Raw genomic sequence first — 23090 nt, 5'->3', positions numbered from 1 at the left:
GCTTTACTTATCAACCGATACTGCCAAAAATCACCGTGTAGATTATGGGCTCCTTTTCCAGGTTGATATCCAGCACTTTTTCAAAGTATGTATCAACGATGCCGGCTGCGCCGCAGCAATTCAGACTGATTTGATTGGAGATCAGATACATATTCTGCCCCATATGGCCGGCTTCGATATGCGCAAATCGATAGCTTCTCTCACCGTATTTGATGAATATTCTATCGATAACGGCTGTCATCACAATCATGAAGCCCATATTCTTAGCCCATGTTTGATTGTAAGGGGTAAATGCTTTGTGAAAATCTACGGTATCTATCGAAAGGAGTTTTTCGAGAGAATGTCCGGGAACATAGTAATGATACACACCGTTTTCAAGAGAAGTATTTGTTGAAATGAGATACGTCTCTAAGCCATATCTTGCCCCGCCGGAAGGGTAAAATCGTTTATTTTTATTATGTTCTCCGGCAGAGAAATGGAGAAGTGTGCTCAACTGCTTCATTGAAACCGGTTTGTTGGAAAAGGTTCGGGAAGAAGTTCTTTGCTCAAAAGATTCGCTCAGTTTTCCCAGCTTCATGTCCGGCGTCGGAAGTTTGATCTCCGGGAATCGCGGATACGACTTATAGTAGGTTTTCGTAGCTGCTTCAGGCAGTTCATCAGGCATAAACTCAAATTGAGGAATGGACGAAAGAATCGTTTTCTTATGAAATCTTTGGTACGCATGACTTCTTGTCTGAGTGAGCTCTTTTATATCAATTTTTTTCATGGTATCGGATGGGGAATGGGATTTAAGGTATAGGTGTGTTTATTAAATTTTTTTGATACCGTCTCTATCCTCTTTTTATAAATAAATGGTTTAGTCCGATCATCATAAAATGGCTGAAGCGTAGGCATAACAGCTCTTCGCACCACTATTCCTGCATCTTGCAAAGGCTTTGGAGTGATATTTACATTATACAGAGGAATCTTTCTTTTCTTACACAAAGAGACAAAATCGGAGAGCTTTTGTATCGGATTATCGGGATGTTGATAGGGAAGAGGATCTTGATCAATCCAGAACGATAATTCATTAATCTTATCCAAAGCGCTCCAGTACATTTGCATATATGTATTGTCGATAATTTCGCTTTGCTTTATATTGAATTCGGTCGTACGTAGCTCATTCATTTTCCGTTTTATGAGAAATCGGAATGCCAGCGACTCTTCAATACTGTGAATAATAGCACTTTCAATCTCGGGTGAGCATCCCCCACCCACTGAAACAGCGGCTCCGTACCCCGTCTTGTCTACCAGTATTGTCATAGCGACAGGAATCTGTAAATCGGTCTGTATGATGAAAATATACGGCGTCAGGAGATATCTTCTGCAGAGATTTATTATCCTTTTTATCTTTTGAAACGGTAAACTTCGCGTATCTATCGGATGCAAAGGTACCGAGTTGAGGTAAAGTGACATGAGAGCATCCCGTTCTACAATCTCACAAATACCGGTCATGAGGACCTTTTCTTCATCAAAACCGGCCGCAGTACCGGTGGAAATATCCGGGGTAAAAAGTGTTTCAGTATGATTTGTCAGTTTATGGTACGACTCCAGGTATACGTATTGTGCAGGGACCTCCGCAGGTTGTCCTGTAATCATATCCATTCCTTCCACAAAGCCGAATTGTAACGGCTTGAGTTTAAAGTTTAAGTCTTCAGATTGGAAAAAAATTGAAGCCTTTTGTTCGGAGACAGATAGAGTTCGGTACCGTATCCGATCAGTAGGGACGGATCTTTGAGAAAAACGCTCAACCGCTTCCATTATTGATTTTAAAAGTGCATGATAGGGTGATTCAAAAGATATTCCCACTCCGATTGACTGTTCGGAATGATAAAAGTAATCCTTCCTCAGAATTTTTTCATAATCAGAAGATAACACAGTCCCAAAGTAAAAGTGCCTTGGCTCATCATAGAAACGCTCGGAATAATTATCTATTCTCTCAATGATGTCTATGTCTTGCAGCCTAGTAAGTGTTTCGATTGTAGTCGTTTTAAGATCCCGCATAGGTATGAAAAATGTGACACATGCTTTGGAGCTAGTATATTATATATAACGATCACTTATGAGACCTATATTTCAAGCTCTTCTACTCAGTACCGTCATTATAGCGGGCGTATGGTTTCTTTCGTACAAAACCAGAGATCTGCGACATCCCGATTTAAATATTGTGCTGATTTCCGTGGATACTGTCCGACCTGATCATCTCTCAACCTACGGATATGACAGAGAGACAGATCCGCACCTGAAAAAATTGTCAAAACAGGCGACGGTATTTCAAAACGCGTATACACTGATACCTCAGACATATCCGTCATTTGCTATGCTGTTTACCGGAAAATCTCCATCACAGACAGGTATTTTTTCTAATGCCAGTCCGCAGCACGCCGATGAGGGCGGATTATTTACGAACACGGAACGTCTAAATGACACGGAGACACTTGCTGCCATTCTACAAAAGAACGGGTATAAAACCGTTAGTTTTGTAACATCGGGGATACTTCATGACGATTTCACGGGTTTGAGCCGAGGGTTCGATTCGTTTAATATTTTTGAGCAGTATGATATCAATGCATGGAAGCAGAATAGAGAACAGTATGAAGAGTTCGTTGACAAAAGTGTCTCTTGGTTTGCTGACAACAAAGAAGATACATTTTTTTACTGGATCCACCTCATGGACCCGCACAGTCCGTACTATCCTCCGAAGGAAAACAGATGCATGTTTCAAAGCGATTTGGATTGCGGGTTATTGCAATCTCAGCAATTTAAAGAGGTAAACAGTTTTGAAAATCCATACTATGCTTGTTCACAAGAAGAGGCTCCCGCTGAACTAATCAAGCGATATGAAGCTTTGTATGATGCTGAAATCTCATCTTCAGATCGTCAGGTAGGTAAAATTATTGATGCACTCGAGAAAAACAATCTCATGGAGAATACACTTGTTATCTACTATGGCGACCACGGTGAGAGCTTTGATCATCAGTATTATTTTGCCCATGGTGAAAGCCTGTATGACTCAACGGTCCGCATCCCTTTTGTTATCTATAATCCCGTGCAAAAAGCGCAGCAGTTTCTTACGAAGCGGATAACAAACGTTGACATCCTCCCAACGATTCTTGATCTTGTTCAGATTCCTTATACAAAAGAACAGTTTACGGGAAAAAGTTTATGGCCGGAAATGACCCAGGTTCAACCGCAACCAGCATCCGACGAATACATTTTCTTTTCCAACTACAATCTCACCAAGTTTGCCGTAATGAAAGGCTCGTACAAATATATACTTTCATTACCCAATGCATGTCTGTACGGAGGACAACGGGAAGAACTGTATGATATCGTTTCTGATCCGGAAGAACAGCGCAATCTTGTTACAATAGAAAATGAAATAGTGTCAGATTTACAGACAGCTATGCAAAAATACATTTCAGAACTCAATATTGAAACATATCAGGAAGAGACGAAAAATAACAGCACTCTGATTGATGAATTGAAAAGTTTAGGATATTAATATGAAATACTGGCATTCCGTAATCATTCCCATAATCCTATTCGGAGCCGGGTTTTATTGGTGGAATATCACAAATCCGATTCCTGAAACGGAGGTCAGGGAATCAACCTATGTCGTAACGGGCTCCGCCAATCCGGGAGAGATCGTTCTATATAAAGCTGAGAATGACACCCTAATCGAGCAGAAAAGAGTAGACACAGGATATAAATTTGTATTTACGGTCCGTATCGGAGACATTTACCATACTGGGGAAAATACCATTATCGCCGGTGTGGGAGACAGTTTTTACAAAGATCCGTACGGTTGTCATGTCGTATCATATGATCTTGAGCTTAAAATAACGGAGACGATTGATACCTTATCCGATCTTCGTTGTAAAGATTTGACGATCGCAGATATGGATCGGGATGGAGAAAATGAAGTGATCCTTGCGACTCACGGACAAGGGAATATCCTGATGTATAAACATGTTGCAGGTGAGTGGCAAAAAGAACAAATTGAACACAACTATATCGCAATGTTTGATGAGCAAAACGGTCAGAATCATCGAGTCCCGAATGAAGATCTACCGTGTGAATCCTGCATAGTGCAGTCAGCAGTGCATATTGTAAAGGCAGCAGATATTGACGGAAGGGGAGATTTAGAGCTTCTGGCAACAATTTCTTCGCCGCTTGAACTTCAAGAGGTGGATGAAGTTAGTTTTATTATGATGTACCGCAGAAAGGAAGGCGTTTGGGAAAAAGAGGTCATTGATCAGGCGAACAATCTTGAATTCCGGAGTATCGAACTGGGAGATATTGATCAAAATGGAGTACAGGATATTATTGTCGGGACAGGAAGCCCTCGGGAGGTTCCGTCATCAATTATCGCTTATGAGTATACCGATGGAGTATGGCAGAAAAAGGAGGTCTATACCGATCCTAAAGTCAAAAATATGAAAGGTCTGGCCATATCCGACTACGAACAGGACGGGCGTGATAGTATCATTCTGGCTACAGGATTTCCTGAGTCAATACTGTATCAGCTTGCCTGGGACGGTGCGGGCTTTTCTGTAAAAGAGCTTGCTAAGATCTCATCGGTAGTCCAAAACGGAGGACAACACAACGCAATGGCAGCAGTGGTGCTTCCTCAAAGTAAAAACATTATCACTGCAGGGATGAGTACATTTCCGGAAAAAAAGATCGGTTGGGAAGCGTCGGATACGGGCTTTCTCGTTTATCACACAAATAATAATGGTACACTTTCCTCACAGATTATTGATACGCCCAATATCCTAGGAATGGATCTTTTTACGAAATAATATGTCTTTCACTCCCGACTTATCCAAAGGAAATACGATTAAAACCTTCGGCAATAGCATGGCTCCGATTTTTGTTAACAATGACATTCTTTATTACAAGAAAGTCGCATTTAGACGTATCAAAACAAATGACATTATTATCGTAAAAAAAGACCGGAAATATGTCACTCATAGGGTTATTTATATCGGAGACTCATATCTCGTCACAAAAGGAGATAATAATCTACATACGGATGGGAAAATATACCCTGATGACATTATCGGCAGAGTGTATCGAATTAAGCGTAAAAATAATTACTTTGCCCCTCAGGATCTCTACAGTACTCAGTCATTGTTCTATTTCAATGAGGTAAATGCAATCACCCGGGTATTGCGGCGTCAGAACGTACCCTTTCTATTTCTGAAAGGGCTTCCGTTGTATCTTTATTACACGAACAATAACCCTCAAAGGTTGTATTCTGATTGCGACATATTAGTGAAACCGAGTGATTTTCCGAAAACGAAAGAAATTCTGGAGAAAGCCGGATATTTCCACATAGAAACGACCCCGATCAGGTTTTCCCGCGGAGGGATCCGGCCGGAGTATGCATTTTACAAAAAGATACACGGTTTCCCGGTCCTCTTTGATGTACACACCGAACCGGTCTTTCTTATGGCGAAAGTACCGACCGAAAATCTGTATCCGGAAAGGTATATCGATGCGATGACAACGGAGTATCTCAACGGATGCCGAATGATCACTCTGGACGGTCAGAAATACCCGCTTCTTTCACCGGTGCACCTGATTGTATATTTGGCTCTCCACTTCTTCCATCATAATTATCGCGGAGCCTATCGGATGGCTCTTTTGAATCTTGTCATCCATGAAGAGCTTAAAGGCAAGAACCAGAAGGAAATAGCTGCATTATGGGATGATATTATCGATCACATCACAGATTATCGAATACAGAATATTGTCTATCCGTGTTTCATCTTCCTCAGAGAGTATTATCAGACGGCTATTCCTGAGAACATCTTTCAGAAGATCAAACCGAAAGGTTATGCTGCATGGTACATTCAAAACAAGATTTTGACTATTGATCCTTTTACCGATCAGACGGCTATAGAGTCAGGTATTGAACGATATAAAAGTGTATTATTCTTGACTCCGGAGTCGCTTATGAGAAAATTGCTCACAATCTTTGATATCCGAGTACTATCTCTTGCCCTTGATGTAATATCGGGAAAACTTGCGAATACACTTCGGCGAATGAAAGTAAAATCTTAATTTCCGCTCAACTTATCGTAGGGTATAATGATACGTAATGAAATCCTTCAAATTCCTGAAAGCACTGCAAAAAGTTATCCGTCAGAACATTCCCATTGTTATCTTTATCGGAATTATTTTTTTTGTAGGACTTGTCGTTTTTATTAAATTATTTGCTGCCAAGGATGAGACGGTATATGCAAAAGTAAAAGTCTCTCAAGGCCTTTGGTGGGCCAGCACGGCAAAACCATCGGCTTGGCTTGCTCAATCAGTAAAAAAAGGAATGGTTGAAACGAGTATATCCGGAGAACCGATCTTGGAGATTGAATCTGTGCGGTACTATCCTTGGTGGAACACTGAACAGTATGACGTGTATCTGAATGTAAAAATTAAGGCAGGGAAGAATGAGAGGACGAAAAAATATACCTATAAACGTGCTCCCTTAGCTGTCGGTACGCCTATAGATTTTGAATTTGCTAATGTACAGTTAAGCGGTACCATAATGTCTCTTTCAGATAGTCCTTTAGAAGAAAAAAGAGTTGAGAAATTGGTGACATTGGAAAAAAAATATGCGGATAAATGGGAAGTAGATGCCATTCAAGTAGGCGATATGTATTTTGACGGTGAAGAAAAAGTTGTCGAGGTGATAGATAAGCAAATTATTCCTTCATCAGAAGTTTTTATTCGAGTCGGTAATAATTTCCCTTATGATTCTGAATCGACAAATACAGTGATTGTTACAGTAAAATTACATGTCATTGAACAGCCGAATAAAGAACTGATTTTTCGTGAAGAGCAGCCGGTACAACTAGGGCGAAACCTTAATCTACAAACTTCCCGGCTTGTTTTCCAAGACTATATAATCTCCGCAATTCAATAAAAGAACCACGCAATCGATATACGCATGCAGTGTGTATTATTATGGGATAAACCCTTGCGTTATGATTCGAAGCCTAATATACTATAGGGTATATAAAGTTTATTATATACTTATGTCACATAATCTCGAAGCAAATAACGGAAATAATGAAAAATCAATTTTTAACAGATCCTTTTCCCGAAGAAGATTTTTACAGGGAATGGGAACAACAGCAGCGGCTCTTGCTGCTATGAAGTTTGCACCTGCTATCGCGGCACCAGAAGCTCAAGATATAGGAGCTGAACAGGATGGAAACGGTTGGGGAGAACTTCCTATCGTATCAGGCGAGCCTGCTCGAGAAGGACAGGTTGTAATGCCTGAGGCAGGTGTCATGAGATTTGATAACGGGATGAACTCACGTGACAAAAATACAACGGTGGGTACAACGAAAACAGCCCGACAAGCCGGTACCTTTTTTGAAGTAAAACCAGGAGAAGAGAATATGCTTGATGCTGAAAATGACCCGAGATATACATGGACGGGAGGAGATATAGTCCTGGATCCGACAGTTGGTGTCATAGAAGATCCCGCGGCCCGCGAACATATCTATGTCGCAAATAATCAGGGAAATACAACACTTCTTACAGAAGCCAATCAGCTTCCAGGTGTTCTGCAGGATCTATATAGAGTACCAGCGGAGGCAGTTCCGGCAACATCAGAGTTTGCCGTATCGGGAATAACTGCGGTTTTTGATAAGTTCGGTGGTACTGAAGAGTTTTCTGAACAGACAGCAAAAGCCTGGGGAGTAGAAATTCCGGATGGAACGACCTTTTCGGAGATGACCGTTGATTCACCTTTACATGCATGGCAGTATGCCACGGCAATCGCTGCTTCTGGAACGTCTCCTGAAGCACAAAATGAAGTTGTGGATGTAGGCTTTCTTGCAGGCGAAACATCTCCGCTCGCTTTTTATAGACATATAAACAAAGATAACACCGTTGACGTCATAGGACGTGCAATAAATGCTGATGCAGATGACAATAATGATATTTTCATTATTACTCGATATGAGAATAGTCCGGTAGTAGGCACACGTGTACAAGGAGTAGGATTCACAACTCCTGAAGGTTTAGCAGCTGCCTACGGAGATGAAGCTGGGACTATTGCAGACAGTGTGACAGCCCTTTCCGGAACCGGAACGGAAGAACTTATGACTGAACTGAATGATCCAAAAAAGACCAAGAAAACACGTGTATTTTTAGCAGGAAAAGATATTGACAGTCAGTTTGCTCCGAAAGTAACCGGGAATGGGGACTTCCGATACGAAAGGAGAGGTGACTATTATTTCGCAGTAGATCATACGACCGGTAAAGAAAAGATATACGTCCCGAACCAAAAGGAATGGGTAGTCCTCGGAGAACCGGAAAAAATGAGAGAGCTTGTTGATATGCTTGACATTTCTGTCGGAAATCAAACGTTGTGGGAAGGTCTTGTGGACGGAAGAATTTCCAAAGAGTATATGAGTTCATTACGTCACATGAATCAGGTAGTGATAGATGGAGATATTGAATGGAATAAAGTATATCCAAACGGTCAAGAGCTTGTACGCTCTGATCGTGCAGACAAAGTGATTGAGTTTGCCGATATGAATAAAATGGCGATTCAAGGACATCATCTTGTATGGGGGCTACACTCACCCGGCTTCCTTTCTAAAGTTCCGGATTGGCTTGCCAATGGGTCATTTACTCGGGAGCAGATCAATGCGATTATATCTGGTCACATTGAACAGACAATAGCTTTTTATCCAGAAGTATCTTCCTGGTCAGTAGTGAACGAACCGCGGCTTGACAATATTGATATATTTACAAAACACGGCGGCACCGAAAATGTCACTGTTAACGGAGAAACATTTACGATTCCGGCTTACATCAGGCCGGCCTTAGAAGCAGCAAGAATTGCTAATCCTACCGCTACCTTGTTCATAAACAAGGGAGGAACTATCGGTCCGGATGCCGGAGATCTGACGTTCAATATAGCCCGTGCACTGAGGGGACAAACGGTTGAGATTAACGGACAATCATATCCCCTTATTGATGCGGTTGGAGAGCAGGGTCACATAGATGGCGCCAATGCACCTTCTTATCAAGCTATGAAAGACCGCTTCAGCAAATTCTTAGGATTGGGTCTGGACGTGAAAATTACCGAACTTGATGTAGACATGTCAGCATACTACGGAGCAGATAAGCTTCAGCAGCAGGCACGCGTCTATGCAGACGTTCTGAATGCATACTTTGATGCACTATGGGAGAACAGAGGAAGTATTGAGAGTGCAGATATATCTTTTTTCGGAGTATCGGACAAAGTCTCCTGGTTCGAGTTTACCGGGAAGCCTGATGCTAATGCGACATTGCTGGATGATGAATTTAAACAGAAACCGGCATATACAGCTGTCATGGATGTCTTTAGAGCACAGTATGCAAAAGCTATCACATCATCAAACCAAAGCGCGTAACAGAAAAAAGAGCGTGTAATAGGAGAGGTTTGTGCCGGGAAAGAACTGGAGCATAACGACAAGTGTCCAGAAGGAAATGATGATAGCCTTTTTGTCAGACCGCTGAGAATGCAGAGTCTGTATGTCTTTGCGTAGAAAGACAAGTAACATCGCAACTAGTGCCATAAGACCAGGGAATCCCGTCTCTCCCAGTGTCTGGAAAAAGATATTGTGAGGACCTGCTGTGATAGCTCCTTCGGCTATGACTTCTCTTGATGAAAATAATGTGTAATTGGTGTTCCTGAAAGGAAGATAGTCCTGAAAATTTCCAAGACCCACTCCGGTGGGAAAAGTCTTTGCCATCTCAATTGATTCCTTTGCCATCTCTAATCTCCAGACAAGGCTTGACGAATCCGTAACAGAACTTCTGAGCAGAAAGCGATCGATGATTGTGAATGCAGAGGTTTGTAAAAAAATAAAATCCAGTAGAATAAGTAACGAAATAAAGGTAGAGATCATTAGAATTGGTAGAAAAATCTTTAATCGATGCTGAGTAAGTGTGATAAAAGATGCTGCCAGTGAGAATAATGCTGATACCAGGCGATACCGGAAGTTAGAAATAAACGAAACGATAAATGTCACATAAAGCAGGGTTGTAGAAAGGCCTCGAAGAAGAACTGTTTGTCCGGCCTGCATCTGATAAAAGGCAATCGGAAGGACTGATTCTATATAAGTATCATCAAACAGTTTATGATACGTGATATTTGCTTCCGTCACAGAAGTCAAATTGACCTGCTGAAAGAAATTCATCACTGTGAGGTATTGGTCAGGAGCAATGTACAGTATGATTTGAAAAACAACAGTTATTGCCGAACTGATAAGGAGTGTATTCAGGATATAAGGATAAAGAGAATATTTATGAAGAAATCGTTTGGTAACCATAAAGAGAAGAAGCGCGATGCTCAGTTTGACAAAACGATTAAGAAAGCTGCTGATACTTACGGTGTATAGAGCGGAGAGACCTTGTGTAAGAAAGAACGTAAGAATTACAACCGTTTCTGTACTGAGAGAAACCAACGGTTTCTTCTCTCGAAATGTATTGAAAATAGCCTTAGAAAACAGGAAAAGAATTACGGCTACAGCCAGGACATGGGTAGAGAATAGCGGTATTCCCTGTATGCTTATAATAGGTACGCGAAGAAGGAATATACTGAGTAGGTAAAACAGTAACTCGAGCTTTTGTTTTTTAAGGATATTCACGCATAAATTATATATGAACAATCTGCAAAAGAAACAATTGGTAATTGTCATAAATAACATTGATGGCGGGACGGGCACTTATCTGAAACAGCTCTATAGATTACAGGAGTTAATGCCGGGATATAAAATAAGGACGCTCTGTATACACGCACCACAGTATAGAAGTAATGATTTACCCAATATTTCTTTTTTTCAAAATGACAGCATGCAGCAGGAAAAATTTTCCCTACGCATTGTAACTATACAGAAATATTTTCGGGTGGCAATGTGGCTACAACGTCAGCTGAAATCGCATTCTCCAGAATATATCATCAGTGTCGATATTTATTGCAATATTTTGGTAGCATTATTATACCTTTTTCCTTTCAATAACAGGCCGAAACTCATTCTGACAACTCATATAAACCTGAAAGAAAATATTAGGCACCGATCCAGCAGACTTCTTCAGAGTATATTAAAAACTTTGGTTTCGAATTTATACAATGTAGCCGACAAAGTTGTAGCTGTTTCTTCTGATATTACAAAGCAGCATATAACATACTTTGGTATAGATAAAACAAAATGTATTACTATCCCGAACGGAGTACGGACCGTTGGGGTTAGTCGGGTTAGGAATCATACATATCGCTTGGTTACTGCCGCTCGTCTCGTGTCACAGAAGGATTTCTCCACACTCATTTCCGCTGTCAAGCTAGCTGCGATGACAATACCGGAGATACAGCTTTTCATCTATGGAGACGGACCAGAGCGAACCAAGACGGAAAGAATGATAGAAGAAAATACTGCAAATGACAGTGTTGTTATGAAAGGATGGACGCAAAATGTTCTGAGGGAGTTTGATAACGCTGACGTATTTATCTTTTCTTCACATCGTGAAGGCTTTGGATATGTAATAGTAGAGGCGATGTCGCAAGGTCTACCTGTCATATCAACGGATACGCCTCATGGACCTGCAGAAATTCTGAATAAGGGTGAATTCGGGATATTGGTCCCCATGAAGAATCCGAAAGCTATGAGCGATGCAATTATTGCATTATGTACTGACGCTGAAAAGTATTCATACTATAGTAATAAATCTCTGCAGAGAGCTTCATTCTACTCAGAGGATGCAATGGTACAAGCATATTGTCATTTACTGCAGGAAACCTCTAAATGAAACCGAACATTACAATTATTACTCCGACATATAATCAGGGTCCATTTATTGCTGACTGCATCGAAAGTGTTCTTGCACAGACATATCCCAACTGGGAGATGATTATTATTGATGATCACTCTACCGATGACACGAGTAAGATTGTCCCTCAATATATGAAAGACGAAAAGAGAGTAAGGTATATTCGGCATACTCGTAACTGGGGTGTTTCTAAACTGAGAGACACATATAATGAGGCTTTGCAGAAAGCACAAGGGGAATATGTCGCAATATTAGAAGGTGATGATATGTGGCCGAAAGACAAGCTGGAAACTCAATTAAAAGCTTTTGATTCTCAAAAGGTTGTTCTTGCATACGGTGATTGGGTAATTATTGACAAAACAAACAGAGGATTTTATATCGGTAGCTACAATAAACCGATACATCAATTAAATAATATCCCCCGAGAGTCAATTTTCAAATTATTCGCCCAATTGGATTTTTCTATTATTCCCGTCACCGTTATGATAAGAAAATCAGCCCTTGATGAAATAGGAGGATTTCAAAGCATGTCTGAATATCCTTTTATAGATATACCCACTATATTTACATTGGCTCGAATTGGAGAATTTAAGTACCAGCAGTATATACTAGGGTACTATCGAAAACATGCAGGTTCAACATGGTATGACTATGCAAAAAAAACGAAAACAAATTTCCGCAATGAAATACAATATGTACTGCATCGGCACATGGGAGGGGTGAGTAGAGAAGTACAAAAAAACATAATGCCAGGAAACTCAGATAGAAGACTGGAGAGTGATTTTTTACACTCTATTATTTTTGCAAAGAAATCGGATATAAGAGTGCTGGCAAAAAAAATTCTGGATCAAAAACAGGGTAATATAAAGATACAATTACTTGCTTTTATTTCGATTATTTTTCCGCAGCTTGCCGATAGCAGTCTGCGAATGAAGTTTATGGTGGATCATTTTATATATAGTTTTTTTAAACAGAGACATCATGAGTAAAACAACACTATTTATAGCTATAGTAGGTGTACAGGGGGTCATTGCTCTGTTTCTTTTATATCGAATTTTTTCCAAACCGGATGTTTTCGGGACAGCTATCTCAGTTGCTCCGATGTCTAAGGAGTTGTTGAAAGAAAATGTCCAAAGTCGTCTTAAACACTATTATGAGCCGGCCCCAAACTCGACTATACGTGATCCTGACTGGTCAAAACTATATCATGGTGAGTACAGAATAAACGGTGATTCACTGCGTGAAGATCAGGAATATTCAGTAGACAAAGATGCAGATGTTTTCAGAATCATTGCATTAGGAGATTCTTGGACATACGGTCTGTTTGTAGACGGCGATAATATCTGGCCAGAATTTCTAGAGCGAAAACTAAATGATTCCGAGCGGTGTAATGTTTATGAAAAATATGAAGTCATCAATCTTGGTTTCCCCGGGTACGATATCCAATACGGAGTAGAGCGATTCAGACTCCGGGGACAGAAATATGATCCGGATTTAGTAATATGGCTGTTGAAAGACGATGATTTTTTGGAGATGAGAGATAGGACCAGCGAGAAAGAAGCAGAACTTATCCAGGAAATGAAGGCTTCAGGAGAGTATGACGCTCTCGTAAAAGAAGGCGTACCCTATCCGCAAGCCGAAAAGATGTATAAGTTTTCATTGGAGCTTAGAGATGAAGTCGGGACTGATACCTTTCTTCAGCAGCAAGAAGAATATTTTAACGAGATCTTTAACTATTACGATAATAAATTGGTGGTGATGAATCTTTATATCAAGGATCCGAAGATGTTGTCTATACTTTCCCGAAAGGTAAAAGAAAGAGAGATGGCCGTTTTATCCGAGTTCTCCAATGTAACTAAAATTCCTGACGCTTCATTTATCCCTGATGATTATCATCCTACGGCCAAGGGGCACGAGTTACTTGCGGAGGAATTATTCAACCAGCTCTATGAAAACAACATTATTCCCTGTGAAGAATAAACGGCTGTTTATTGGATTGGTTTATTTCCAACTAATCATCATAGCATTGATAAGCAGCTATCTCATCTATAAGAACAATGTCCTTGGAGTGACGGTAGTCAACAGAATTCCGAAGGAATCTATTGCTTCCAACATCGTTAGCGATCTTGTGTACTACTATGAACCCAAACCGGATCGGAAAGAAACCGTAAATGAATGGGGCCCTTCTCAGGCTACTTATCTTATTAATCATGATACATTCAATGAACGATTTAACTACGAAATTCAGAAAGACCCTTCCACTTTTCGTATCATAACATTGGGAGATTCATATACTTACGGTCTTTATGTGAATACATCCGATAACTGGCCGGAACAGCTGGAAGACTTATTAAATAACAATTGTAGTAAGTACAAGAAGTATGAAGTGATCAATTTGGGAGTCCACGGATATGACATTGAGTATGCTGCGGAGCGGTATAGATTGCGGGGGCAGAAATATCAGCCTGATTATGTGCTGTGGTTACTCAAAGATGATGACCTTTTTCAAGTTAACGAGATAATGCTTTCAAATCTTGATGAAGATAACCAAAGAAAAAATGAACAGGAAGCATGGATTCGAGCATATAAACAAATGATTAGCGATTACGGTCCGGACTACACAACTCACTATCAAAAAAAGGTTATTGAGGAGTTTGTTGCGGGTTATGGAGGAAACCTTGCAATTATGACATTTCCTCGCATAAATAAATTTTCAGTGGATCTAATCTCCGAGGACTTTTCTCATTCTCGTCAGATCAGTCTGATTGAACTGGAAGATATTTATGCAGATAAAAGCCATTATTATCCGAATGATTATCATCCTACTATTCAAGGTCATACGGTTATTGCAGAGGATGTATTGATCTTTTTTAAGGAGAATAACTACTGTCACTAGCCTTTCTCTACAAAATAATTACCGATCACAAGATAATCTAATTTCGTATGTAGTAAGTCATATACTGCCTGTTCGGGGTTTTCCACAATCGGTTCAATTTTCGTGTTAAAACTCGTATTTAAAACACAGGGGATACCCGTTTTTTTGTAAAAGGCCTCGATAAGGTCGTAATAAAGCGGATTTGACTTCTTCGTCACTGTTTGTATCCGGCAGGTATTATCAGCGTGGACGATGGACGAGATGTCGTTGCGTCTTTCTTTTCTTACTTGAAACACGAAGTTCATAAACGGAGATGCATGATTTTCCGGTACTTCAAAAAGCTCATGTACATGATCCTGCAAAACAGATGCGGCAAAAGGTCTGAATTGCTCTCTCATCTTCACTTCATTCACACGGTTCTTCATATTTTTGTTTTTCGGATTTGCAAGAATAGATCGTGATCCGAGGGAACGTGGTCCGAACTCCATTTTTCCCTGATACCATCCGATGATCTTATCTTTCGTAAGGAGATTCACAGTCTTTGTTATCAATCCATTCTTTTCCAGTTTCGTATACTTGAGTTTATTCTTCTTTAACACGTCTTCAATCTGCTTGTCAGTATATTCCGAACCGAAGTATAGTGTGTCTGCGATCCGGCGTTTACCTTTTTTCAAAACGGAATGATAGGTGTAAAGTGCGGCTCCGAGTGCCGCACCGTTATCTCCGGGTACGCCGATTGCATAGATGTTCTTGAAAGGAGTACTGTCATAAGCTTTGCCGTTGGCGAGTGAATTCAGGCCGACTCCGCCGCTTATGCATACATCTGTCTGTTTTGTCAGATCAGCCAAATGCTGCAGTATCCGGAAATACATTATTTCAGTCACTTTTTGGATACTGGCTGCAATATCTTTATGTCTTTTGGTAAATGGGTCATCTTTCATTTTCGGTTTCCCAAATAACTCTTCAAATTTCCGGCTCCACATCTGAAAAGATTCTCTGTATGAAAAATACTCCATATTCAGTCTAAAGCTCCCGTCATCTCCTACATCAAGCAGTTTCCATACACCTGTTTCATATGTCGGTTTGCCGTAGGCAGAGAGCCCCATCATTTTCCACTCGTCATTATTTACCTGAAAGCCAAGAAAAGCAGTAAATGTCGAGTAAAGAAGACCTAATGAATGCGGGAAATTGATTTCTTTGAGGGGCCTTATCATTGTTCCGTCACCAAGCCAAAGAGCCGTAGTCTGATACTCTCCTACTCCGTCGATGGTCAGAATTGCAGCTTTTTTATAAGGGGAAGGATAAAATGCGCAGGCAGCATGAGACAGATGATGAGGTATAAAATAGATAGGTCCGTTGTATTTCAGTTTTTTTCTGATAATATCTTCTATTCTGATTTTTTCACCAAGCCATTCGGGTATTGATCGTACAAAGGGTTTGATCGAAAAAGGGTACGTCTCAATAAAAGTTTCCAGTATGCGCTCAAATTTTAAAAGAGGCTTTTCATAGTAGGCGACTGCATCGATAGTATTAATTGTCAAATTGTTATTTCTGAGGCACCTTTCAATTGCCCGGAACGGGAATGAATTGTCATGTTTTTTCCGGGTGAATCGTTCTTCTTCGGCGGCAGCAATGATTTGGCCGTCTTTCAAAAGGACTGCTGCACTATCATGGTAGAAAGCTGAAATCCCAAAAATATACATAGATTAGTACGGAGAGGTAAAATCACTCGTAATCTGAAACGGCTCCCAGAATGATTGATCTGATATCCTCTTCTTTCTCGTGGCAATATGGATGAGGAAGGCAGCGCCGATTATGAGGAAGTAGAACGGCACAAGTATGATTGTCACAATACTCATATTTATTGCGATGATTAGTTTTTTCAGCATTAGATGAGCGGATATAAAAATATCGGGACAGGTGATGTCTGAGCGGCAATCACAATCAATGCAATGATCACAAGGGAAAGGATGACAGGGATAATCCAGATTTTGTTTGATTTTGTCAGCAGAATCAGCAGCTGTCGGATAGATGCTATCATGTTTTTCTCATTATATATGCTTTCAGATTCCGAATCAAAAGCTTCAATAGAAGTAATACGGTCAGAAATGCGATCTTCAAGTCGACAAGCCACGATTTATGATTGGCGTACCAGAGATCAAGCTCCATCCATTCTTCAAATGAAAGCGTATGTGTGCCTTTAACAACCCACAGAGATGTAATTCCGGGAAGGACTTCGAAACGTTTATGATATTTTTTTGGAATCACTCTTGCCTCACTCACCGGGAGTGGTCGCGGTCCGACAAATGCCATTTCTCCCTTGATGATGTTGAGAAGTTGAGGAAGTTCATCAATTCCTGTGTGTGAAAGGAACTTTCCGATTGCCGTATAACGTGGATCATTCCGGATTTTAAAAACCGGTCCTGTGGATTCGTTCAGTTTCGCATAGTTCTCTTTTATTTGTTCAGCGTTTTCCCGCATTGTTCGCATTTTGTAGATCACAAATTCCTTGCGATTTTTCCCCATTCGTTTCTGCGTAAAAAGAAACGGGCCTGAAGAATTAACTTTGATCACCAGCGCACAGGCAAGAAAAAAAGGAGAAAAAAGAAGAAATAAAACAAAGGCAACGATACGTTGAATCATAGTGAGTAGTATACATGATATTCTGTTCTGACGCGATATCGGATAATAATTATGTAAACAGGTGTATAATAGGATTATGCCTTTTTCTATGGATCCGTTTACAGTCCTCATCATTCTCGGGATAGCTGCAATTATTATAGAGATCATAATCGGTGCCGCAACAGGTTTCGAACTTCTGGTACTCGGAGTTGTTTTTATACTGGGAGGGATTGTCGGAATGCTTACTGATTCAATGCCTTTTGCACTCACAACCGTTGTCCTCCTGACACTTGCATACATCTTTTTTGCCCGACGATTGATCCAGCAATCTCTTCATATCACCACAAAAAAAACGAATGTCGAATCAATCATCGGAAAGACTGCACGGGTCGTCGGAGATATCACTCCTGATGAACCGGGACAAGTCAAAATTGACGGAGAAGTCTGGAGAGCTGAGGCTGACTCGGAATTTTCAAAAGGAGATACGGTCACCATCAGATCTGTAAGCGGTGTTACTGTCAAGGTTGAGAAGCTCACATAATTATTAATTACTTATAATCATATGCCGTTTTTAGTCATATTGTTTATTTTTGCCGTTATTACCCTCTTTGCCTCGGTCAAAATCGTCCAGCAGCAGGAACGCGGGATTATTCTTCGCCTTGGGAAATATAAATCACTGGCGGACCCGGGTTTGAATTTGGTTTTGCCGTTTATTGAATCGATGATCAAAGTAGATGTGCGTGAAAAGGTTATCAACGTTGAACCGCAAAAAGTCATTACGGAAGATAACGTTTCGGTAATTGTAGATGCTGTCATTTACTACAAAATCGTCGACCCAGTGAAGGCTGAGTTTGAAGTCGAGGACTTCGGGACAGCCGCGACAACACTTGCTCAGACCAATCTCCGAAACATCGTCGGTGACAAGACTCTTGATGAGTCTCTCACTGCGCGCGATCATATCAATACAACACTTCGTGTTGTCCTTGATGAAGCGACAAACGGCTGGGGAGTGAAGGTGACGAGAGTCGAAGTACAGAAAATTGATCCGCCTCCTGAGATCACAGAGGCGATGAGTCTGCAGATGAAAGCCGAGCGTGAAAAACGGGCTGCTATTTTACAGGCAGAAGGTGTGAGACAAAGTGATATCCTTCAGGCGGAAGGCCAAAAATCTGCTGACATTCTGGAAGCGGAGGGAGCTGCACAATCGAAACTTCTCAGGGCAAAAGCCGAAGCCGAAGCGATAAAACTTGTGGCTGATGCCGCAAACACGCACTTTGATGAGAAAGCACAAATCTGGCAAAGACTGCAGGTCTCAGGTGAAGTTTTGAAAAACAATACAAAATACGTCCTTCCGACAGGAAGTGAGATTGTCAACGTCCTCAATCTGGAAGGAAAAGATGACAATTTCACACCGATCAGGCATCCGAGAGCAAAATAAGGCTGTCTCTATCCCTCAAACGTGGTACAATCGAGGGATATGAAAGTCACCAACAGGAATTTCCATCGTGAGTATGAAGCAGTCGATACCTATGAAGCGGGAATCTCTCTTGTGGGTGCGGAAGTGAAATCCATAAAGCAGGGAAATATTAAGCTGGAAAACGCTTTTGCAAAGATTTCAGAAAACGGAGAAGTATATCTTACAAATGCCGAAATACCGATTTACCGGTTTGCAGTGCCTCAGGGTTATGAGCCTACCAGACGCCGTAAACTCCTCCTTCACAAGAAGGAAATTATTAAACTTCAGACGAAACTACAGTCCGGTGGCAGGTTGACTATTATACCTATAGCATGTTATACTAAAGGACGTCACATCAAGATTTCTATTGCTTTAGCACGAGCGAAAGGTGAAATAGCAAAGAAGAAACTTGAAAGAAGTGAAGATATAAAAAGAGAACAGGAACGGGAAATGAAAGAGTATATAAAAAAGTAGGGGATGACAAGGCCTCGACGTGAAGAATACGCACTTTTATAAATGGCAGGGGCGCACCTATGCGTCAAATGGAAAACAATAACTGCAAACGTCAAAGACGCAACTGCAGAACTTCGAGCACTTGCAATGGACATGCTTGGACTTAATGCTCCTCAAAGAGCATTTGCCACTGTCTAACGACAAAGACTCTTAGTTTTCTCTTTGAGTGACCTCCGATAGCTCATTGAGGTACAACCTTCGGGGTACAGCCGCAGAAAGTTACCAATCTTGATGCGGCTCGAAAAGTTAAAAATTGGCAGCCTGACGGTGGTTTGCATATCTCCCGCACCGGGCTTGAGGAAAAAATATGCTATCTCCTGCAAAACATTTTTAAAAATGCCTTTACGGACCCGGGTTCGACTCCCGGCATCTCCACAAGCTGGTAATGCTCCTCAGGTTTAACACATAATAGCCTGGGGAGACAAGCCAAAATAACGGTTCCAAATCCTTCTTCCAGATCATACGCAATTCTATCTTTGAAAAACATCTCCAGGAGTAGTCGTTTGTCTTTATAATTCTCACTTCGCCACATCAGTAGCGGATTTTCTATTCGAGAAAGAACAATATTACATGCGGTTCCAAAGTTTTCACTTGAGTATGTTTTGATAGCTTGCTGTTTAAGATTTTCGATCTCAGTAAGAATATTCTCTATTTGAAACTCATATTCTTTCTTTAATATATTGCTGGTAGTCTTTGTCATTTGCTTGATTAAATTATCTTTCTGTTCAGTGAGCTCTATGAGTTTAATGCTATTCTTCCGCTGCTGATTTGCCTCCAATGTGCTTCTGTTATTCCAGATGTCTTCTAGTACTGCTTTTGCCAGTCTCATCACTTCTGGACTAGGTTTTATGAATTGTAGAAGCATCTCAAACTGTTTATGCATCTTTCTATTGTCTACATTCTTAGTAAGGTTTCGTGGAAGTTGATTTCTATTCACCCAACACTTTGGGTTCTTGCAAAAGTAATGTGCATATTTCTTTACTCTCCCTTTATGCCAACTAGCAGTCATAGGCTGTTTACAGTGACTGCACAAGACAAATCCTCTTAAGGGGAAGTCATAGTTGTAGTCTTTACGAATTGGAGCTTTTATACCTCTACTAAGTTTTTCTTGGACTTTATTATACGTTTCAAGGCTAATTATTCCTTTATGATGAGCTTTAATGAGTGTGATGTCCCATTTTGGATACTCGATATAGCCAGTGTAGAAAATTGTGGTTAGTATACGTTTGACTTTATTTAGAGTGACGGTATCTTTGTGATTTTTCCTTTTATATTCTTGTTCTATAAAGTTTTTGACTTCAAGTTGAGTATTTAGCAATCCATTTGCAAATCCCTCAATAGCATCTTTATAGATTGAGGATAGTGGCCGTGTAGGGTGAATAATCTTTCCATGAATCACGTCTCGCTTATAAATGTATCCTGAAGGAGGAGATTTAAAACAGTAGTAACCGCTTCCGAGCCGTGCTCGCATCTTTTGATTTACTTGTCGAGTATTCTGGTTCCTTTCCAGTTCAGCAGTAGCAGCTAAAATCGTCTCGACGTATCTTCCTTCCGGTGTTTCTTCAAATCGGAAATTCGGGCTTTCTAGCCTGCTTCCTCTACCATAGATCTCTTGTTTAATTAGAAAGTGTACAGAAGTTTCTCTAGCTATTCGTTTAATATCATCAACAACAATCACGAATTCTTTATTAGGAAACCGATCAAGATACCGAAGGAGTTCCTTCATCTGAGGTCTATCAAATAATCCTCCAGAGATGCCTTCTTCTCTAAATATTCTTTCCTTTTTATATTCTTTGCTTTTTATATACTGCAGACATCTCTCTACTTGTGAATCTAAACCATGTCCTTCGTTAACTTGTCTTGCTGTCGAAACGCGTGCATAAATGATTGCTAGAGTCTCTGCCATGGGTTATTTGAAAATGATTATCAACTAATTGATTGGTAAGCGAATATAGTTGATTACGCAAAGTTTCAATCTCATCATCATTTAATTGATCTGAAAGCTTTCCTAATATTTTTCTACATTCACTTATTGAAATCATTGTATCTTATAATATGACTAATGTTGGATATTTTTTTTAAAAAATATTTGTTGCGTCAAATTTATATTATTTATGCATATATGAATTAAAAAGGGATATCTTCTAGTTCATCTTCTTTATTCGTAGAGACTTGCTGATATATAGAAGATTCTTCATTAGAAGAATTATTAGATTTAGAATCAGTATGGCTTTTTCCAGCGTTTTGTTTTGTAAACTCTTCATACGAAACTGCATTAGTTCTTAGTATTATTGCAAGATAGTTTTTCAGCTTTGAAGAATCAAATTTTGCAATTTTGCCTATGTTACTGCTGGTATATAGATCAAGGAATTTAACATAGGTGTATCGTTCTATTTGAAACAGTAGGCCCTTTCGAATGAGACTTGTTCTATGTCTGTAAATTGTTGATTGGTTTGATCCAATGCCCACAGCAATTTCCTTATCTGTTCTCAGTATTTGCCCATATGTTGAATGCCTATTATCAAAATCAGCATTCATTACAAGAATAAGGTAAGCTGCAAATTCAGTCATTGTCAGCGTTTGATCTTTCAGATACATCTGAGTAATTCTCAAGAGACTTATATACCCCTTGTAGTTGATCGAGTATTTTTTATACATGTTGTTATGTGAATTTTTAACAATCACTATGATTTGATTTTGATTCAATGGAGCAGGGATAACAATAAAATGTAGAGAAGAGGAAAGCCTATCAGAGTATGCAATTATGCAAGTATTCGGGGATAATGTAGGGATAACTAGGGAAAAGAGTTAGTCTTGAACCTTTATTGGGAGAGAAATCAAATATCCACCAGAGCAGGTTTCGACTAGTCCCTTACCAAATTTATTGCGGATGGACTTAATGATATCTCTCAAACGATCTTTTTCTGAAGCTCCTTCTGCGTCTGCCCGAGGCTCATTCAGAAGTTGGCATAGTTCTTTTGAAGGAACGCAAAGAGATGGAGCTTTTAATAAATGGAATAAAATCTTTACTTCATTTGACTCCCTGGAATACGTATGAGTTTGATTGCTGTATTCAATTTTTCTTTTCTCAAAATCAACGTAAATGATGTTATCCGATCCAGATGTAGTATCCCTTATAACAGATCTATAAAGTGTTTCAAAGGACTCAAGAACGGTTATTTGATAATATAAAAAACCTATTGCTGAATCTTCTTTTAAGTGTATCTCTACAGGCCAAGGGGTCTCACTGAGTGATATATATCTTTCTTTAATAAGTTCGTCTAGGGCTCTATTTTGCCAAAAAGGGTCAATGGGATCAGATGATCCAATTGTGCGGTTGAATGCTACATTAGGGTTCTTGGTTTTTTGCTTGATTTGTTCTTCCTTTATTCGAAAAACAATATATTTTTTTGCTTCAATGAGTTTCTCTTCAGGTAGTAATTGTTCAAAATCAGAAGCCATTCTTGATGCTTTAGAAGCCTTTTAATAACTCAGAAACAGTCATTTTCATAGTATGTGCAAGTCGCCATACGGTATGAAGAGAAGGAGAGTATTTCCCTGCTTCAATTTTATTTACGTAAGTATGATAGTATCCAGCTTCTATTGAAAGTTTTTCTTGACTGATCCCTTTACTTTCTCTAACTTTGCGTAGATGATGTCCAAAAGCTATGGCAAATTCTTGCTTCTCTTGTCGTCTTTCTTCTGTAGAGATGGAGCGGTTAAACTTCATGCTACTATTACACTCCT

The 23090-nt window shown here is 40.0% G+C and carries 22 protein-coding genes, 1 other RNA gene and 2 pseudogenes; 13 read left to right on the top strand and 12 right to left on the bottom strand.

From position 1 onward, the window contains the following. Positions 1–10: 10 nt before the first annotated feature. Both IPM65_02355 and IPM65_02350 read right to left on the bottom strand, forming a co-directional pair. Complete coding sequence (locus IPM65_02355) at positions 11–766, bottom strand: SagB/ThcOx family dehydrogenase (GenBank protein ID QQS44418.1); 756 nt, start codon at positions 764–766, stop codon at positions 11–13. Further along, positions 763–2043, bottom strand: coding sequence for a YcaO-like family protein (locus tag IPM65_02350; protein ID QQS44417.1), 1281 nt, complete (start codon positions 2041–2043; stop codon positions 763–765). Before IPM65_02350 ends, IPM65_02355 begins: the two co-directional genes overlap by 4 nt. Positions 2044–2101: 58 nt before the next feature. Here IPM65_02350 and IPM65_02345 point away from each other — a divergent pair, with 58 nt between their 5' ends. The 5 genes from IPM65_02345 to IPM65_02325 all read left to right on the top strand — a co-directional run bounded on the left by IPM65_02345 (position 2102) and on the right by IPM65_02325 (position 9461). Beyond that, positions 2102–3544, top strand: a complete 1443-nt coding sequence (locus IPM65_02345; protein ID QQS44416.1) for a sulfatase — start codon at positions 2102–2104, stop codon at positions 3542–3544. 1 nt (position 3545) lies between these two features. Beyond that, complete coding sequence (locus IPM65_02340) at positions 3546–4844, top strand: hypothetical protein (GenBank protein ID QQS44415.1); 1299 nt, start codon at positions 3546–3548, stop codon at positions 4842–4844. 1 nt (position 4845) lies between these two features. Next, on the top strand, positions 4846–6111 hold the full coding sequence (locus IPM65_02335; protein QQS44414.1) for a nucleotidyltransferase family protein: 1266 nt from the start codon (positions 4846–4848) through the stop codon (positions 6109–6111). Between the two features lie 37 nt (positions 6112–6148). Beyond that, complete coding sequence (locus IPM65_02330) at positions 6149–6970, top strand: hypothetical protein (protein ID QQS44413.1); 822 nt, start codon at positions 6149–6151, stop codon at positions 6968–6970. 112 nt (positions 6971–7082) lie between these two features. Beyond that, positions 7083–9461 carry an endo-1,4-beta-xylanase gene (locus IPM65_02325; GenBank protein ID QQS44412.1) on the top strand — a complete coding sequence of 793 codons (2379 nt, stop codon included), beginning with the start codon at positions 7083–7085 and terminating at the stop codon, positions 9459–9461. Here the strand turns inward: IPM65_02325 and IPM65_02320 are convergent. Continuing rightward, a complete protein-coding gene (locus tag IPM65_02320; protein QQS44411.1) occupies positions 9444–10700 on the bottom strand; it encodes an O-antigen ligase family protein in 1257 nt (418 codons plus the stop codon). The two genes, IPM65_02325 and IPM65_02320, sit on opposite strands and share 18 nt — an antisense overlap. A 13-nt stretch (positions 10701–10713) precedes the next feature. On the opposite strand from IPM65_02320, the gene IPM65_02315 reads away from it, so the two are divergent. The 4 genes from IPM65_02315 to IPM65_02300 are packed head-to-tail and all read left to right on the top strand — an operon-like array spanning position 10714 to position 14773. Continuing rightward, the gene (locus tag IPM65_02315; protein QQS44410.1) at positions 10714–11856 is read left to right on the top strand and encodes a glycosyltransferase; all 1143 of its coding nucleotides are present in this window, start codon (positions 10714–10716) and stop codon (positions 11854–11856) included. Beyond that, the gene (locus tag IPM65_02310) at positions 11853–12866 is read left to right on the top strand and encodes a glycosyltransferase family 2 protein (GenBank protein ID QQS44409.1); all 1014 of its coding nucleotides are present in this window, start codon (positions 11853–11855) and stop codon (positions 12864–12866) included. Before IPM65_02315 ends, IPM65_02310 begins: the two co-directional genes overlap by 4 nt. Continuing rightward, positions 12859–13857, top strand: coding sequence for an SGNH/GDSL hydrolase family protein (locus IPM65_02305; GenBank protein QQS44408.1), 999 nt, complete (start codon positions 12859–12861; stop codon positions 13855–13857). Before IPM65_02310 ends, IPM65_02305 begins: the two co-directional genes overlap by 8 nt. After that, a complete protein-coding gene (locus tag IPM65_02300; GenBank protein QQS44407.1) occupies positions 13826–14773 on the top strand; it encodes a hypothetical protein in 948 nt (315 codons plus the stop codon). Before IPM65_02305 ends, IPM65_02300 begins: the two co-directional genes overlap by 32 nt. Here IPM65_02300 and IPM65_02295 read toward each other — a convergent pair. From IPM65_02295 to IPM65_02280, 4 genes are read right to left on the bottom strand one after another with little or no spacing between them, the layout of a single operon-like run. Next, positions 14770–16455, bottom strand: a complete 1686-nt coding sequence (locus IPM65_02295) for a hypothetical protein (protein ID QQS44406.1) — start codon at positions 16453–16455, stop codon at positions 14770–14772. The two genes, IPM65_02300 and IPM65_02295, sit on opposite strands and share 4 nt — an antisense overlap. 3 nt (positions 16456–16458) lie before the next feature. Continuing rightward, entirely contained in the window at positions 16459–16641 is a 183-nt protein-coding gene (locus tag IPM65_02290; protein QQS44405.1) for a hypothetical protein, read from the bottom strand. Then, complete coding sequence (locus tag IPM65_02285) at positions 16641–16793, bottom strand: hypothetical protein (GenBank protein QQS44404.1); 153 nt, start codon at positions 16791–16793, stop codon at positions 16641–16643. Before IPM65_02285 ends, IPM65_02290 begins: the two co-directional genes overlap by 1 nt. Further along, the gene (locus IPM65_02280; GenBank protein QQS44403.1) at positions 16790–17395 is read right to left on the bottom strand and encodes a sugar transferase; all 606 of its coding nucleotides are present in this window, start codon (positions 17393–17395) and stop codon (positions 16790–16792) included. The genes IPM65_02285 and IPM65_02280 overlap by 4 nt, the downstream gene beginning before the upstream one ends. Before the next feature lie 76 nt (positions 17396–17471). Here IPM65_02280 and IPM65_02275 point away from each other — a divergent pair, with 76 nt between their 5' ends. The 4 genes from IPM65_02275 to ssrA all read left to right on the top strand — a co-directional run bounded on the left by IPM65_02275 (position 17472) and on the right by ssrA (position 19721). Then, positions 17472–17915 carry an NfeD family protein gene (locus tag IPM65_02275; GenBank protein ID QQS44402.1) on the top strand — a complete coding sequence of 148 codons (444 nt, stop codon included), beginning with the start codon at positions 17472–17474 and terminating at the stop codon, positions 17913–17915. A gap of 21 nt (positions 17916–17936) precedes the next feature. Continuing rightward, positions 17937–18812, top strand: coding sequence for an SPFH/Band 7/PHB domain protein (locus IPM65_02270; protein QQS44401.1), 876 nt, complete (start codon positions 17937–17939; stop codon positions 18810–18812). Positions 18813–18851: 39 nt separating this feature from the next. Beyond that, complete coding sequence (gene smpB, locus IPM65_02265; protein QQS44400.1) at positions 18852–19304, top strand: SsrA-binding protein SmpB; 453 nt, start codon at positions 18852–18854, stop codon at positions 19302–19304. After that, positions 19304–19721, top strand: a transfer-messenger RNA (tmRNA) gene (gene ssrA / locus IPM65_02260). The genes smpB and ssrA overlap by 1 nt, the downstream gene beginning before the upstream one ends. A 715-nt stretch (positions 19722–20436) precedes the next feature. On the opposite strand, the pseudogene IPM65_02255 reads toward ssrA, so the two are convergent. The 5 genes and pseudogenes from IPM65_02255 to IPM65_02235 all read right to left on the bottom strand — a co-directional run bounded on the left by IPM65_02255 (position 20437) and on the right by IPM65_02235 (position 23073). Further along, positions 20437–20814 (bottom strand): annotated as a pseudogene (locus tag IPM65_02255) (recombinase family protein). Next, positions 20803–21249, bottom strand: a pseudogene (locus IPM65_02250) (recombinase family protein). The pseudogenes IPM65_02255 and IPM65_02250 overlap by 12 nt, the downstream one beginning before the upstream one ends. A 221-nt stretch (positions 21250–21470) precedes the next feature. Then, a complete protein-coding gene (locus IPM65_02245) occupies positions 21471–21941 on the bottom strand; it encodes a hypothetical protein (protein QQS44399.1) in 471 nt (156 codons plus the stop codon). A 210-nt stretch (positions 21942–22151) separates the two neighbouring features. After that, a complete protein-coding gene (locus IPM65_02240) occupies positions 22152–22805 on the bottom strand; it encodes a hypothetical protein (GenBank protein ID QQS44398.1) in 654 nt (217 codons plus the stop codon). Positions 22806–22815: 10 nt separating this feature from the next. Further along, positions 22816–23073, bottom strand: coding sequence for a helix-turn-helix transcriptional regulator (locus IPM65_02235; protein ID QQS44397.1), 258 nt, complete (start codon positions 23071–23073; stop codon positions 22816–22818). Between the last annotated feature and the right edge of the window lie 17 nt (positions 23074–23090).

Source organism: Candidatus Roizmanbacteria bacterium (assembly GCA_016700135.1).
Classification (GTDB): domain Bacteria; phylum Patescibacteriota; class Microgenomatia; order UBA1406; family GWC2-37-13; genus UBA1450.
Note: the sequence above shows the minus strand (reverse complement) of the source record. Positions and strands in the feature narration are given on the sequence as shown.